Here is a 14,756-nt window from a genome sequence, read left to right as displayed (position 1 = left end):
GCAGTTACCGCAATTTTCAACCAAAATGAAATACAGGGAAATCCTTCCGGAACAACTGTTAAAACCATATGTAAAATGTTATTATCATTTTGAATCCGAGGCAGACACTGCTATCGACGATGTGGTATTTCCCGGCGGGCATATGGAAATCATCTTCAACATGGGATCAGCTACCTGGAAAACGGGCAGCAATAACATCTTTCAAAATACTCCTAAAATTGAGCTATGGGGTCAAATTACCCGTCCCCTTCCCGTGAAGGCGGTGGGTAGCTATAATAAAATGCTGGGCGTAAGATTTTACCCGCATACCGCCGCTTTTTTTATGCAGGAAGATATCATGCTGCTGAATAACCAGGTGAACGACCCTGCAGATATGCTGGGCACCCCCATCCGGCAATTGCATATGAAACTGCTGGAAGAAGAAAACCTGGACCAACAGATTAAACTGATTTCACAATTCCTGTTAAACAGGTTACAGGAAGTAAACAGGAAACCGCTGAACATCGCTATGGTGGGCAATATCATCCACCAGATGAAACAACCGGATGCCGATGCAAAAATTGAAAGCATCGCCCGGCAACATCTTATATCTTCCCGGTATCTCCATAAACTCTTCTTACAATATACCGGCGTTCCGCCAAAATTTTATGCAAAGCTGCACCGGTTCCAGAAAAGCCTGGAGCTGGTTCAGAAAAATAAGCTTTCCCTCACCGCTATTGCCTATGAATGCGGGTATTTCGACCAATCCCATTTCATCCGGGAATTTAAATCCTTTACCGGCGTTTCCCCTGCCTCCTATAAAGTTTCCCCCTATCCCGTTACGCTGATCTGATTTGTTCCGTTTTGTACAATGCTGAAAGTGCTGCCGGTGCTAATTTGCACTCATTAAATACTTTTAACCGATGAGCGCAAATATTTTCTTTACCCTTTCATTTCTCCTCGCAACGGCTATATCAGGATGCAGCACTACCGCCAATGACGAACTGGCTGAAGCCAAAAAAGCCATTGCCGAAAGCAATGCCATCTATTTCCAGTCGTTTGCCAAAGGAGACTCCAGCATCTTTATAGACCGGTATGCGCCCGACGCCTGCATCATGGCTCCCGGTACGCCGGCACTTTGCGGTAAAGATGCCCCGCTGACCTTTTTCCGGATAGCCTACCGGCAGATAGGATTGCGCAATGGTAAATTTATCACTACCCGGGTATATGGCGGCGGCAATGGGTATGTAACAGAAGAAGGGATCTGGCAGTCGTTTGACGCGAATAATGTAATGTTTGACGATGGGAAATTTCTGGTACTCTGGAAAAAGACGGCTATCGGCTGGAAGATGTACCGCGACTCTTTCAGCAGTAATCATCCTGCCCGGTGATAATGATCAGGCCCGCTATGATAGCGGGCCCGATGGTATTCAATCATTTTGTTTTCGCCACCGTTGAGGCCAGCAACCCCGCCACCTTTGCTTCCATGCCACCCGATTTATTATGAGCCGCATCGGCCTTCACGGCGTTGGCTGCAGCCCACCGCATCAGGTCATCATCATTCCCGGCGGCCGCCAGCTGGGCAATCCGGTAATAAGTATACGCCAACAAGTCGGGCGCGCGCGATACGCATTGCAAAGAACGCTGGTAATACGCCAATGCCTCGGCCGGTTTATTTTGCATGGCGGCAATACGCCCCATGTGGTAAAGCAGCGTATACTCCACGCCATACTGATCATCCGGGAAACCTTCTTTGATATAGGATTGCGCCAGCTTCATGGCTTCCTCATTTTTTTGCTCCCGCCGCAGGTTCAGCACCCGCACCACTTTTGCCTGGGCAAGCGCCTCCGGTGTTAACGCCTCGTCCCAGTGAAGTACTTTAAAATAAGGATCTATCTGCACCTCTTTTACCATGCCGTTAACCGGCAGTTGCAGCTGGCTGTTGCGGTCGCGGATAGTGATGTGTTGCAGCGAAGAAGTTCCGTTGCTATAAGTAATCAATACTTCCAGCGGGAGCTGATAGATACTGTCCTTTTGCGTAATGTTAAGTTGCAATTTATTTTGCTGTTGCTGCCAGCTGCTCTGCCACGCGGGCGCTCCCAGCCGCTCAAACCACTGGCTGTAAAACCACTGTAAGCTGCTGCCATATGCTTTCTCCACTTCCATCTGGAAACCATCCCACGTGATACCACCCCGGCTGTATTGATCCCCGATAGTGCGCAGCGCTTTGTGGAATACAGCTTTGCCAACCGTATTGGATAAGAGTTCCAGGGCAAGAAATCCTTTACTGTCGCCAATGGTATGACCATTGCTACCAGTCAGTGAAATTAACGGTTCATCGTTACCGGCTGCTACATTTTTGAGATAGCCCAATCCGCACTGATCGCTGATATAGCCGGGGTAACCGGTTCTACGGTATTCCATTGCATGGGCGCTGTCGAAATGGCTTACCACCTGTAAAGAGCCGTATTGTGCCAGTCCTTCGGAAAGCATTTCTTCTCCTTTGGTGCCGGCGGCCAATACTTTATTTCCCCACCACTGGTGGCCAATTTCATGACCAAAGAGTGCATAGTTAAATTCGCGCAACGCGCCGGTAGGCATCACCACACCACCTAAAATACTGGCGCCGCCAATACCGGTGATTTCAGCCACATAGTCGGGGTATTCAATAATAGAAAAGTTGGGAATGTCCAGCGGACCAAATTGCAACGACAGGTAATCCAGTACTTCAGCGGATTTACGGCTTAAATCCTTGCCATCAATACCACTGCTCAAACTGTAAGTATAAAAAGACCGCTGCCCCTTATATTCCTGCCGGGTGTAATGACCAATATAAAGTGAGAAGATATCCGGTTGTGCATAATGGAAAGTATAGGTATGATTCTTCACCGAAACCGTGCCCGCCGCCATTGCAGGCATCAGGTTGCCGGAGGTGGTAACCGCAATGCTACCGGTACCGCGGGTATGGTTACCTGCGCCGTCGGTCACCTGCGGATACCAGGCAAGGCCATAGCCGCCTGCCATACAGAAGGTACTGTCGAGATAAAACTGGAACGCCGGCGCGCCACCCCGCTCATACGCACAGGTAAAGTGTAGCGGCGTTCCCACCGGCAGCGGGGAACGGAAATGCCAGCGGTATATAATATCGCCGGACGCTTTCAGGCTCGTATCCATTACAGCAGCAGCGCCCTGTAACTGAAGCGTTACCGGCCCTACGCCTTTGCTGATCACAATGTCTATGGAGTCGGCAGCAGCGGTGTCGGTTTCAAAACTAAATCCACCCTGCACAAAAAAAGATTTCTTTGCCAGGTCTGCTTTCACCTGCAGCTGGTAATCCAGTTTACGTTGTGCTGATAATAATGCCGGTGCTAACAAGTATAACAGGACGATCAATCGACGCATATTCTTTTTTTAACAAAGTAACAGCCGGCGTCACGAAAAAAATGGTACCGGATTAACTTTTTAGTAATGCCCGGAATTTATGGGGAGTAGCGCGGTAAAACATCCGGAAACACTTTACCAGGTGGGAAGCATCTGAAAATCCGGCTGCAAAGGCGATATCTGTTACCGGTAATTTGGTAGTGAACAGTAATGTCATCGCTTTTCGTACCCGCATCTTTAACTGGTACTCGCCGGGCGTAATGCCTTCTCTTTCCTTAAAAGCACGGGCCAGGTAAACGGGGTGTACAAACACCCGCGCGGCTAACGACTGAATAGTATGATGGGTATCAAATTCATTTTCCAGGATCTCCTTTGCCTTTGGCAGCCAGGGCAGGCGCTCAGGGAGCTTATCGCCGGTATATTCACACAGCCAGCTGATGATATGTTCTTCCGGCAGCGAACTGTCGGGGTCCTGAACAAAGGCATACAACAGCCGGTACAGGTAGTCGAACGTTCCGGTTTTATAGATCGCCGCTGCGCGGGGCAGTAAATGATCCAGTTCCAGCTCCTGTAATCCTCCCGGTTTAAATTCTATATTCAGGCATCTGCCGCCCACCTCCTGGAAGTGGTTGGCGTGGCTGTATCCCGCCGGACGGAAAAGCACTTCACCGGGCATCACTGCGCTGTCTGTTTTTTTATTTATCTCTTCATAGCTGCCGCTGATCAGTAAACTCAGGTACGGATTTTCATGATAGTGCTCACGGATCTGTACATCCGGCTGGTATGCCGTAATGTTCAGCCGGAAAGACGCATTCTCGCTGACCTGTTGTTCTTTCCCAAAATAATTACCTGGCGACAGGATAATACTCATAAAACTGGCCGGTTTCCTTTAGCGGCGCCGGTTGTCAAAGATACTTTAAGCATTTGGTTTTCTGACCATTCAGCCCTTATACACCGGACCATTTTACTTACATTTGTATTGCCTAATGAAATAATATATGGAGATTAATGCCTCCGGCGATTACTACCGGTACCTGATACACGATGAAAAGTTTTTTTTTTATGCCCCGCTGCTTAGTTTTTTTTTCAAAGGAGGCGTATGGATGTTATCCATTCCTTTCCTGGCGTACATTATCCGCTCCAAAATAATCTGCACTTTTACGAATAGTATGAAGATTGATGGCGACCAGCTGACTATTAACTACATGAAATTTTTTAAACCCAGGGAGAAAAGCTTTCCGATAGCCGGCACTACCCTTGAACTGCATAACTATCACGATGATGCCCGTTTCCCATCTTACTACCAGCTGGCAGTTGTTATCAACAAAAAAACAAAGTACGTGATAGACAGCCGGGAAGGTTTTACCAAAGAAACATTGTTATCCTTTATGTCGGCCTTTTCAGGAGCTACCTTTTATTCCTGAGCTTCCGTTCTTTCGTATAACTTTAATCCTCTTGATAACCGGATGATGGATTTAGTCATACGGCTTACTCTTGTTTCCATTCTTTTAGCGGAATAGATCCAGTCGATATAAAACTTCTGCTCACTTTCAGACAGGGACTTAAAGAACAGGTGGGCATTGGGTTCATCTTCCAGGCAAACCTTCAGCTCTTCGGGTATTTCGAGCGGATCATCGTCCCGGAACAAAGTGATTTTCACCCAGTCGCCTTCCTTCTTTTTTATCTTCTTCCTGATATCTGCTTTTACCGGGAGAAATAGTATGCTGTTACCCATAGGCATCAGGTGGCATTTTTTTATTTCGTAGTCGTCAATAAATCCTTTCACTTTTACCAACCCAAAGGCTTTCACTTTATCGGGGGTAATTTCAGGAATACGCGCGAAAGTCCATCCACCTTTCCCGTGGAATTTTTCAAGGCGATACGATTGATCAACGATTGGTTTAACAGCCATAAATATTACAGATGGAACAAGTCATAAAGTTATCGAACTTTATTTAAACGACCAGTATCCATCGCGTGTTTCATCGTGTACGAGGCCATAGCGACGGGTATCTTTCAGGCTCCAGTCGAAATTTGCACGTATCCAGTAACGCAACCCCAATATGTACCGTTGCAGCTCATAGTCAGTATCTACATCGAAAGACGGGAGCCAGCCTTCCAGTGTTTCAAACATACGCATCATGCTATTGTGGATGTCTGCCGCCTCCAGCAGCGCCTGCTGCAACGTTAAATTCCTTTCCCGCTGTATCACCAGCACCAGGTTGTGTGCTTCTTCGTTCTCCAGTTCTTTTTTTATAGAAAAGATATCATTGGAGAAGCAAATCAGCTTTGCCGCCAGCCAGCCTAATTGCTGTACTACCTCATGCCGTATTACTTCTTCCGGCAGCCGGATATTGTACATTACCTCCACAGCTTCTACTTCTATCAGCGCGGCGCCATTATACACCCGGGCCACCATGTATTGCTCTATCGTAGGATTATAGCCATGTTCGCGGTTTTGCGCTTCCCAGGTACATGCTTTCAGGTATTCCTTCACGCGGTTTATAAAGCGTTGCTGCCAGGCATCGCTGCCCAACTTCTGCAGCCGCTGCCATACTTCGCTGAAACCGGCCACCAGTGGCGGCGTACTGTCGGCGCCCAGGCTCACGCCATTGATCATGGCATCCATCAACAAACAGGTAGTGGCGTGCAGGTGCGCGGCTGTTTTCCCTTCCAGGGTTTCATCACACTGATCGTCAAACAAAAAAAGCCAGGTATTCAGGTCGGCAATGGGCAGTAAAGCCTCGAGATTGTCTACCGGGAAGGCCCGTGCCGTTAACAGGGCAAACTTTCCTTTTTTGAATCGCTCCAGCGCGGCGGCGGATGTTAAAAGATTAAACTGTTGCGCCCATTCCATCGTCGACTTTTCAATGGTTTCAAAATGCGGGCTGAGATGTGGTTCACATGGGCAATAGAGGTCCGGGAATTGGATCATACAAGGATAGTTTGAGGGTTTAAATCACACGGATATCCCGCAGCCACTTCGGCTACAGAGAATTTTATCAGATGTGTGATGATCGGGTTGTCTGGTTATTTTGAGTTTGTCCGGTTATGGATTAAATATACAAAAGATTTTTTCATTTCCAAGTAGGCAGCATCTGCTGAAATTCTTTCGTATTTCAATCAAACATGAATATCTATCTTCACAAAAAAATCAATGATCATTTCATTCGATCTCGATGATACCCTCATTCCCGGCATTAAAACATTCCCTACCGAACCCCAAACACTATGGCATAAACTTTTCAGCCGGGAAAAGTTAAGATGCGGTACTATCCGCCTGATGAGAGCCTTACAGGGAAAGGGTCACAGCATATATATCTATACTACTTCATACAGGTCGCCCCTGTATATACGACGGTTATTCTTTAGCTACGGAATCAGGGTGAACAAAATCATTAATAAGCGTATTCATGATGAAACACTGCGCGAAAGAGCGGGTATCATCTCTAAATATCCGCCCGCCTTCTCCATCGATATTCATATCGACGACTCTCCCGGAGTAGCGATGGAAGGCGGGCGATATCATTTTAAGACGATCATTATTGAAGAAAATAATACCGGCTGGACAGATTTTATACTAGCCCATCTTAGTCGCCAATAACTTTATTTATCACAGACAACTCATACAACGATGGCGGCGCGCTCGCTTTCGTTACCCTAAACCGCAAGGCCGATGCCCTGTAACTCCGCGGCAGCCGGATCACTTTACAATCGCCCATTGGCGCTGAGCCCAGGTAAATCGTTTGCCATTCCCCATTGATCATAATATCCACGGCATACTCCTGGATGCGTGGCAGTCTTACCTGCGAGAAACCATCGGGCAGTTGTTTTATATCCTTGTACTCAAAGATGCTGATCTTATTAAACGCGTCTGAAGGATTCAACGTAATTTCCAGGCTGGCCAGCGTATCTGCAGCGGCCCAGCGGCTTTCCAGGCTTCCATCGTTAACAGAAGTGCCGTCATAACGATGTGCAGTATCCTCATATACACTCGACGCCTTCACCGGTTTTAAGGCGGAAATAAAAGTGCCATTCTTTGGCAGTGGTTTGGTGAGCGACAAGCCCAGTCTTTTCCCCAGCCCGATAGCCGCCAGCGCCGTGTATTCCCTGATACGGCCGGTTTGGTCGGGCGGTACATTCATCACGAGGCAGTTGTCGTTGTCCGTACACCAGTAAAACAGTTCTTCAAGTTCATCCAGGTCGCGCACCGGCAACTGCGCCGATTTCTCAAACCAGTTCCAGCGGTCGCTGATACAAAGGGTATGTTCAAAAGGCAGGTAGTAAGACTTGCCCGCATGCAGGTACTGCTTCTTGTCATACCGGGTAATGATCTTTGGGTCCCACAAACGGAAGTCTGAAGGGAAGTATTGAAAGAAGTATTTATTGTCGGCGGTCATGTCGGCGGGAACGGTGAAATTACGTTTCCCTTCTTCGTTTACAATCGTGTGATTCACGCTTACCGCACAGGCGGGGTTAAATTGTTTTACCAGTTTATATACCTGGTCGATACCCCACTCTTCCGGCTTGCGGTCCCAGCCGCCATCCAGCCATAGTTCGCAGATGTTGCCGTAGTTGGTAAACAGCTCGGTGAGCTGGTTCAGCATATATTTCACGTACAGCTGCTTGTCCTGGTTCTTATAAGACGGCTCATGGCGGTCCCACAAAGAATAGTATATAGCAAACTGTATCCCGTATTTTTTGCAGGCGTCCGACACCGCCTTCACTACATCGGTTTTCACCGGCGATGCCGCCACATCATAGGTCGTATACTTACTATCCCACAGGCAAAAGCCGTCGTGGTGCTTGGTGATCAGCAGCACGTACCGGAAGCCTGCATCCCTGGCGGTTTTCACCCACTGATCAGGGTCCAGGTGCGTGGGGTTATACTTTTCAACGGGAATGGTGCCATCCGACCATTCCACATCCGCAAAGGTGTTGATACCAAAATGGATAAACATGCCGTAGCCACGCTTTATCATGGCCTGCTGGGCCAGGTTGGGTTTAGTGGAGGGCTGCTGCAGCTGGGCCATCCCGCAATGATAGGCCAGTACCAGTAAAACAGATAGATATACTTTCTTCATAACGGCAATAAAAATAAGCGGGTAAAGGCAATCTTGCTGGTCTTTTCCCACCAATAATGAATTGTATTTTAACATAAATGATCTTTTCGACACCGGAAAACGTCCACATGTCAAAAATCTTTTCTTAAAAAAGCCCTGTCAGATAGGTTTGCAGTAAACAATTAATTATGCAACCAATATCTTCTTCCCGGCAAGCTTATTTAGACTGGCTCCGTATCATCGCCATCGTAGGCGTCCTGTTTTTCCATTCCGCCATGCCCTATGTCTCTGAGTGGGGATGGCATATAAAAAACAAAGAAACCAGCAATGTGCTGCTTGAAATGAACGACTTCCTCCACCGGTTCCGGATGCCCCTGTTGTTCTTTATTTCCGGCACCGTAAGCTATTTTATGCTGCAACGCAATTCCGGTGGCGGCTTTATCGGTCTCCGGTTCAAACGGCTGTTTATTCCGCTGCTGGTGGGTGTACTTATCATTGTTCCCCCACAGGTATACATGGAACGCCTCACCCAGGGCTTCAAAGGCAACTTCTTCGACTTCTACACCGGTATGTTTACCACCGGGGCTTATCCGCATGGTAATATGAGCTGGCACCACCTGTGGTTTATCGCTTACCTGCTGGTATATGATATCCTTTTTGCGCCGCTCTTTGTATGGCTGATTTCCGGCAACGGGAAAAAACTGCTTCAAAAACTAAGCTGGATGGGCAGCAAACGGTATATCTATTTACTCATCATCCCCGGAACATTGGTACATACCTTCCTGCTCATCTGGTTTCCGCAAACCGGCGACCTGGTACATGACTACGGCTACTTCTTCTACTGGCTGTTTTATGTGCTAGCAGGATTTATCTGCATTGCCAATCCGCTGTTCATGGACAGCCTGGAACGGAACCGCCGGTTTTCACTGGCCATCGCCTTCGCAGGCCTTATGATCATCAACTACATCCGCTGGAATAAACTGGAACCCTGGACCTTTGGCAACCATGTTAAACATGACCTCTTCACCTACTCATTTCTGGCCCTGGGTGGTGTCGTTGCCTGGATGTGGGTATTGGCGATAGTAGGTTATGCGAAAAAATATCTCAATAAACCCCTGCCCATACTGTCATATGCCAACCAGGCCGTATACCCCTTCTATATCCTGCATCAAACAGTTATTGTGATACTTACTTATTACCTTGTGCAGGCACCGGATGGCGTTGGGCTGAAATATACTTTTACCGTTCTTATTACTTTTTTAATCAGTATATTCATCTTCCATTTGTTTATCAGACCCTTTGCCATCATGCGTTTCCTGTTTGGTATGAAACCGCCGGCACGGGAAGAAAAAGACCGCAGGTCCAAAGGAGCGAAATTGATACCAGCACAACCCGAAGTGATGTAATTAACTTGTTATAATGAAAATATTCTGGAAATATTTCTTTCCCCCGTTGTATGGCCTGCTGGTATATTTTACCATCCGCCTGCTTACGGACAGCGTTACAGAAATGAAATTCTGGCACCGGCCACTACTGCTGAACATCATTGAAATAGCATCCAGCATACTGATGGGCTATCTTTTTGTATGGATCTTCAATCACCTGTTCCGCTATTTCGATAAAAAGAATCAGGCCGGCTTCTCCTATAAAATCATCCTGAAGGAATTGTTGTATGTCTTCATTATCAATCAACTTATACAGAATGCCGTGTTTACGCCAATGGCCGCCTTCACTGACAACGGCCTGCAATCGTTCGACCTCATCGACATCAATGTGATTCCTTTATTATATTGCTTTATTTATTATGGGGTACGCAGAAGCAACTCGTTCCTGCAGGCATATATCAATAACCGTTTGCAGCTGGAGAAAATCACCAACGACCAGCTGCAAACGGAACTCAAATTTCTGCGGGCGCAATACCATCCTCATTTTTTGTTTAATGCACTAAACACCATATATTTCCAGATGGATATGGATGTAGACGCCGCAAAAAAAACAGTGGAACGTTTTTCAGAGCTGCTTCGTTACCAATTGTATGATCAGCAACAAATGGTAAGCGTGATGAATGAAATACAATACCTGCAGAACTTTATTGCGTTGCAGAAGATCAGATCGTCGCGCAGGTTGCAGCTCAACGTATTTTTTGATGAAGCCCTCCACCATGAACAGGTATATCCGCTGCTGTTTTTGCCGCTGGTGGAAAATGCCTTTAAATACGTAGGAGGAAACTTTTATATCGATATCCATCTGAAAAAACAGGATCATGAAATATCTTTTTGTGTAGAAAATTCAATACCCGATAAAATCAGTTTCGAGGAAAAAGGAGGCATTGGATTGGACAATCTGAAGAGACGACTGGAACTGTTGTATCCCGGTAAACACACGTTTACCGCGCAAATTAAAGAAGATAGTTTTTTGGCTGAATTAAAACTCATTACCCAATAATGGATCCATTAACAATACGCTGCATTATCACGGACGATGAACCGCTCGCCGGAGATGGATTACAACGCTATGCTGAAAAGACGCCTTTCCTGCATGTAGTGGCTGTTTGTGAAGATGCCATACAGCTGAATACCCTGCTGAAGCAACAGCCTGTTGATCTATTGTTCCTGGATATCGAGATGCCTTACATCACCGGCATAGAATTCCTGAAAAGCTATCCCAATCCGCCAAAGGTGATCTTTACTACCGCATACGAGCAATATGCCATACAGGGTTTCGAGCTGGACGTACTGGACTATCTCGTAAAACCAATTTCATTCGACCGCTTCCTGAAAGCTGCCAACAAAGCGTTTGATTATTTCTCCTCACAACACGCCAGCAAAGAACAACCTTACTTCTTTATTAAAACAGATAATAAACTGGAGAAAGTAATATTCAACGATATTCTATTTGCAGAAGCATTGGGCAATTATGTAGCTATTTATACGGCAGATAAAAAAATAATAACACATGCCACCCTGAAATCCGTACAGGAAAGCCTGCCTGCCCGGCAGTTCCTGCAACCACATAAATCCTATCTCATCAACATCAATCACATCAGTGCTATCGAAGGCAACGTGCTGCACATGGGTAGTCATGAAGTACCCATCAGTAAATACCAGAAGGAAGAATTACTGGAGAAGATAGTCAATAACCGGTTGCTGAAGAATAAGTAATATCACTATGCCATCCGGTCCCTGACGAACTGTATAATCTTATCAGCCACAGGCCGGTACTGCGACTGATACTTAATCCTCACCGAACTTTTATAGATGTTATCAAAGTACACCCAGCCGCCCATCTCCTGGATAATATACTTTGGCTGTTTATCTTCATTATAAACTTTGTCGGTGGGTATGTTTGCAAGAAAATCCCGGTATACTTTGTCAAACAACGCTTTATCGATAGCCGGTCCGTTAACGAAAGTAATGTTCTCCTGCTCGTAGTTATAGTAACTGTCGAAATACAAATCTCCCGAAAAATGATACGTGTGATCGTAATAATCAATAACCTCTTCAAAGGTCCCGAACCGTAAGATCTTATCGGAATGTCTCGGCAGGATGATAAAAGGATACTGGGTATTGTCAATGGCTGCAATGATATCCCCGTCGATAGTAGTGGCAATCGTTAACCCGTTCAACACCACCGGTTCTTCACTTTCCGGCAGCTCCCACAAATCCATATACTCCCCGAAATTAGACCGGATATACGCCTCATCGGGCTGGTGGATCATCAGTAGTTCATTGAATGCTCCCAATCCGTAAGTATAAAGAAAATCCCGGTAGCTCACCGGTAAAGGGAATGTTACCGTAGCTGTTATTTGCTGAAACTCAGCTGTGGTCAATGGTTTTATCTGTCCTATTAAGTAAGGAGCCTGCATATCCTGTAATTCACTTATTTACAACCGCAATATACGAAGGGTAACAGAGAATATTCTCACGATAATATTATAAAGCAGTAATTTGTTGCCACATCTAAACTTAAACCTGTGAAAATGAAAATAGCCATCCTGTTGGATGGCTGTAAAGAAAGACTATCTCTTAATTTTACTGGTTCGGAGACTCCAAATTGTCTGCGGTTATAAGGTGTAACATGACATTTTCCTTCCCATATAGACATACCTCAATATCGCTATTCCGTTTTACGATTTCCCTTGCGGAAATCCGGACGTTAAAAATAAAAGTAAATCCCTGTTTCCCGCTTTACAGCCTCTTCAAAAAGGGATTTAATTCTTTTCACGCTATCTATAAGGTTTGCAGTGAAGATATCACTAGCCAACACTTTCTCCAGTTTCTCTATTTCTGCTATATACTCGTCTTCATAAATATCAATATTAACACCAGCGATATTATTTATACGATCAAAGATGCCTGCTTCCCATAGCTCTTTAAACATTGTTTCATCTAATGTCATTTCTATTAATTGTTCTGGCGTTGCCCTATCATAATCCAAAGCGATTTCTGCATCCTTGTTTTTAGGAACAACTATTGTCTTATTTTTCATTGTAAGCTGCTATTGTTTTCACCTCATTATTAGTGTGCCTGGCGGTTTTTATCTTATAAAACACTTACCCTGCTATAATTTTGCTTAATGGAAGTGTTGCTAAACTTTCATTTTGCAGATAATGCTCAATCTTAAGAATTTTATTAATATCCTTCCTCCTTAGCTTAGGGAATAAAATACCAGTGTAATAGCCGGCCACCCTTAAGCGTATTATCTCAATGTATTTAGGATCGGGAAACTCGTTTCTTAACAAACCATTAAATTCATCTAATAAATAGTAACCTGTTTCAAGTTCTGCAGTAGTTACAAAGCTTTTCTGCCCAAAGACCGAAGATAAAAGGTAATTGAATCTACCTGCGTTGCCACTCAATTCATGGTATTGAGGATATAACATCAGTTTTTGGCACATCTCAATGAAAAAATCAAAATAATATTCTACTTCAGTTCTTTCTTTATAAAAAGTACGCAGTTCGTTCCAGCTGGTCCATCTACATCTGTCAATAGACAAATCCACCTGCCGCAGGCATGCACTCACTCCTATCAGATATTTATAATCAATAATTACTTTATCATTCATTGTTACCTAATCTTCATCTTTAATCATACCCGAGTGGGAACCAAACACCACGATACACAGGTGGTTTCATGTTTGGAATTACCCAGCCCTGATTAAGTGTTCTTATATCAACATTTTCAACAACTTTTTTAAAAGGAGGTCTTTTTATAAGATGAAACACTTTCTCATCCAGAATTTTAAGTGCATCATTATAATCACACGCAGTTATACCACAACCGATGCCTATTCCTGGAGGGAAATTAAATGCAGTATCAATCTTAAATTCAAACCAGAACCTTTTATAAATAGTTTTCATTTTTATCCACGGCCTTACCCGTAAATATAAGTATAAACCTCCTATGCAGCCTGGTTGTAAATTTGACTTCCTTTTTTTCGTATTTTTAAGAAAAATGTTAACCCAATGGCAAAACAAACAGGAATACTCCCATTCACTGGGAAATTAGGTAACCTGATCGGTTACCGGAGGAACGGAAGTTACTTCGTCCGTTCCATGCCCGAAGAAGTAAGACAAACCACCGCCACACGGCAGTCGTCAAGGAATTTCGGTATCGCCAGCAGAACGGGTAAACTGATCCGGCAGGCCATTACTCCCCAATTAAGTATTGGCCGCGATGGCACACTCGTAAACCGCCTCAACAAAGCGCTGATACAGGGCCGCCTGCAACAGCTGGAAGGGTTCCGGTTCAATCGTCATACCGGCGTGGATAAGTTCTTCTCCCGGCTCCCCGTCTTATCTTCCGGTGGCGCACTGATGATCCCCGCGCAAACCTGGCCGCCGTCAACAGCCGGCGACAAACTGGAGATCAGTGTCATCGCCGTTCGTATCAATCCGGTTACACGGCAGATAACCGGCAGCCACACCGCCACCTTGCTCGCGGATCTGGATCAGCCATTTAATGGCGCCGCACTGGAAGCCACTACCCCTGGAAAAGGCACCCTGCTGGTTACACTCCAGGCAAGAATATTTAATGGTACCATCCCTACACTAAACCGCCGGTTCATGGCCGCGGATATAATAGCGGTCGTCCTGCCGGCAATCAAACAGAAATCCCGCAAAGGAAACCGCCTGGCTGGTGTAAAACAGGTGTCACCTTACCACCTGCATACAGGTAACAACGTGCAGGTCACCACCAATTCAACTCCGGATCAAGTCCACCTCTACTCCGGGTCATCCCCTACCTTTCGCCCTGTGCCAGGGCATTCCGGGGCGGATGCTCCCCCACCCATTGCTATTCTCTTTTAAAGGCATTATTTTACAAGGATCAACA

17 protein-coding genes are annotated in these 14,756 nt (G+C 45.7%); 8 read left to right on the top strand and 9 right to left on the bottom strand.

Annotation, left to right across the window (positions count from 1 at the left end; genetic code table 11):
* The first annotated feature begins 25 nt into the window (after nucleotides 1-25).
* Nucleotides 26-832 carry a helix-turn-helix transcriptional regulator gene (locus tag PV783_RS18655; protein ID WP_111580407.1) on the top strand — a complete coding sequence of 269 codons (807 nt, stop codon included), beginning with the start codon at nucleotides 26-28 and terminating at the stop codon, nucleotides 830-832.
* Nucleotides 833-902: 70 nt separating this feature from the next.
* Entirely contained in the window at nucleotides 903-1,370 is a 468-nt protein-coding gene (locus tag PV783_RS18650; RefSeq protein ID WP_420989133.1) for a YybH family protein, read from the top strand.
* A 43-nt stretch (nucleotides 1,371-1,413) separates the two neighbouring features.
* Here PV783_RS18650 and PV783_RS18645 read toward each other — a convergent pair whose 3' ends face one another.
* Both PV783_RS18645 and PV783_RS18640 read right to left on the bottom strand, forming a co-directional pair.
* Nucleotides 1,414-3,381 carry a M1 family aminopeptidase gene (locus PV783_RS18645; protein ID WP_420989132.1) on the bottom strand — a complete coding sequence of 656 codons (1,968 nt, stop codon included), beginning with the start codon at nucleotides 3,379-3,381 and terminating at the stop codon, nucleotides 1,414-1,416.
* 52 nt (nucleotides 3,382-3,433) lie between these two features.
* Nucleotides 3,434-4,231 carry a helix-turn-helix domain-containing protein gene (locus tag PV783_RS18640; RefSeq protein ID WP_079467548.1) on the bottom strand — a complete coding sequence of 266 codons (798 nt, stop codon included), beginning with the start codon at nucleotides 4,229-4,231 and terminating at the stop codon, nucleotides 3,434-3,436.
* Nucleotides 4,232-4,358: 127 nt separating this feature from the next.
* Here PV783_RS18640 and PV783_RS18635 point away from each other — a divergent pair, with 127 nt between their 5' ends.
* Nucleotides 4,359-4,784, top strand: coding sequence for a hypothetical protein (locus tag PV783_RS18635; protein ID WP_420989131.1), 426 nt, complete (start codon nucleotides 4,359-4,361; stop codon nucleotides 4,782-4,784).
* Here the strand turns inward: PV783_RS18635 and PV783_RS18630 are convergent.
* Entirely contained in the window at nucleotides 4,775-5,272 is a 498-nt protein-coding gene (locus PV783_RS18630; protein WP_111580413.1) for a YdeI/OmpD-associated family protein, read from the bottom strand. The two genes, PV783_RS18635 and PV783_RS18630, sit on opposite strands and share 10 nt — an antisense overlap.
* A gap of 39 nt (nucleotides 5,273-5,311) precedes the next feature.
* Nucleotides 5,312-6,295 carry a terpene synthase family protein gene (locus PV783_RS18625; protein ID WP_420989130.1) on the bottom strand — a complete coding sequence of 328 codons (984 nt, stop codon included), beginning with the start codon at nucleotides 6,293-6,295 and terminating at the stop codon, nucleotides 5,312-5,314.
* Between the two features lie 222 nt (nucleotides 6,296-6,517).
* On the opposite strand from PV783_RS18625, the gene PV783_RS18620 reads away from it, so the two are divergent.
* The gene (locus tag PV783_RS18620; RefSeq protein WP_420989129.1) at nucleotides 6,518-6,964 is read left to right on the top strand and encodes a hypothetical protein; all 447 of its coding nucleotides are present in this window, start codon (nucleotides 6,518-6,520) and stop codon (nucleotides 6,962-6,964) included.
* On the opposite strand, the gene PV783_RS18615 is transcribed toward PV783_RS18620, so the two are convergent.
* Entirely contained in the window at nucleotides 6,951-8,444 is a 1,494-nt protein-coding gene (locus PV783_RS18615; protein ID WP_420989128.1) for an alpha-L-fucosidase, read from the bottom strand. The genes PV783_RS18620 and PV783_RS18615 overlap by 14 nt on opposite strands.
* A 167-nt stretch (nucleotides 8,445-8,611) precedes the next feature.
* On the opposite strand from PV783_RS18615, the gene PV783_RS18610 reads away from it, so the two are divergent.
* Genes PV783_RS18610 through PV783_RS18600 form a run of 3 tightly spaced genes read left to right on the top strand, consistent with a single transcriptional unit; the run spans nucleotide 8,612 to nucleotide 11,584 of the window.
* The gene (locus PV783_RS18610) at nucleotides 8,612-9,829 is read left to right on the top strand and encodes an acyltransferase family protein (protein WP_420989127.1); all 1,218 of its coding nucleotides are present in this window, start codon (nucleotides 8,612-8,614) and stop codon (nucleotides 9,827-9,829) included.
* Between the two features lie 13 nt (nucleotides 9,830-9,842).
* A complete protein-coding gene (locus PV783_RS18605) occupies nucleotides 9,843-10,868 on the top strand; it encodes a sensor histidine kinase (protein WP_111580416.1) in 1,026 nt (341 codons plus the stop codon).
* The gene (locus PV783_RS18600) at nucleotides 10,868-11,584 is read left to right on the top strand and encodes a LytR/AlgR family response regulator transcription factor (RefSeq protein WP_420989126.1); all 717 of its coding nucleotides are present in this window, start codon (nucleotides 10,868-10,870) and stop codon (nucleotides 11,582-11,584) included. Before PV783_RS18605 ends, PV783_RS18600 begins: the two co-directional genes overlap by 1 nt.
* Nucleotides 11,585-11,589: 5 nt before the next feature.
* Here PV783_RS18600 and PV783_RS18595 read toward each other — a convergent pair whose 3' ends face one another.
* From PV783_RS18595 to PV783_RS18580, 4 genes are all read right to left on the bottom strand, one after another.
* The gene (locus PV783_RS18595) at nucleotides 11,590-12,288 is read right to left on the bottom strand and encodes a hypothetical protein (RefSeq protein WP_420989125.1); all 699 of its coding nucleotides are present in this window, start codon (nucleotides 12,286-12,288) and stop codon (nucleotides 11,590-11,592) included.
* A 290-nt stretch (nucleotides 12,289-12,578) separates the two neighbouring features.
* Nucleotides 12,579-12,911 carry a hypothetical protein gene (locus tag PV783_RS18590; protein WP_420989124.1) on the bottom strand — a complete coding sequence of 111 codons (333 nt, stop codon included), beginning with the start codon at nucleotides 12,909-12,911 and terminating at the stop codon, nucleotides 12,579-12,581.
* A gap of 64 nt (nucleotides 12,912-12,975) precedes the next feature.
* Complete coding sequence (locus PV783_RS18585; protein ID WP_420989123.1) at nucleotides 12,976-13,488, bottom strand: hypothetical protein; 513 nt, start codon at nucleotides 13,486-13,488, stop codon at nucleotides 12,976-12,978.
* A gap of 19 nt (nucleotides 13,489-13,507) precedes the next feature.
* The gene (locus PV783_RS18580; protein ID WP_111580420.1) at nucleotides 13,508-13,783 is read right to left on the bottom strand and encodes a hypothetical protein; all 276 of its coding nucleotides are present in this window, start codon (nucleotides 13,781-13,783) and stop codon (nucleotides 13,508-13,510) included.
* A 105-nt stretch (nucleotides 13,784-13,888) separates the two neighbouring features.
* Here PV783_RS18580 and PV783_RS18575 point away from each other — a divergent pair, with 105 nt between their 5' ends.
* Complete coding sequence (locus PV783_RS18575; RefSeq protein ID WP_420989122.1) at nucleotides 13,889-14,731, top strand: hypothetical protein; 843 nt, start codon at nucleotides 13,889-13,891, stop codon at nucleotides 14,729-14,731.
* Nucleotides 14,732-14,756 lie beyond the last annotated feature (25 nt).

The organism is Chitinophaga sp. CC14 (assembly GCF_048957795.1).
Classification (GTDB): domain Bacteria; phylum Bacteroidota; class Bacteroidia; order Chitinophagales; family Chitinophagaceae; genus Chitinophaga; species Chitinophaga ginsengisegetis.
This window is presented reverse-complemented; position numbering and strand designations above follow the sequence as displayed.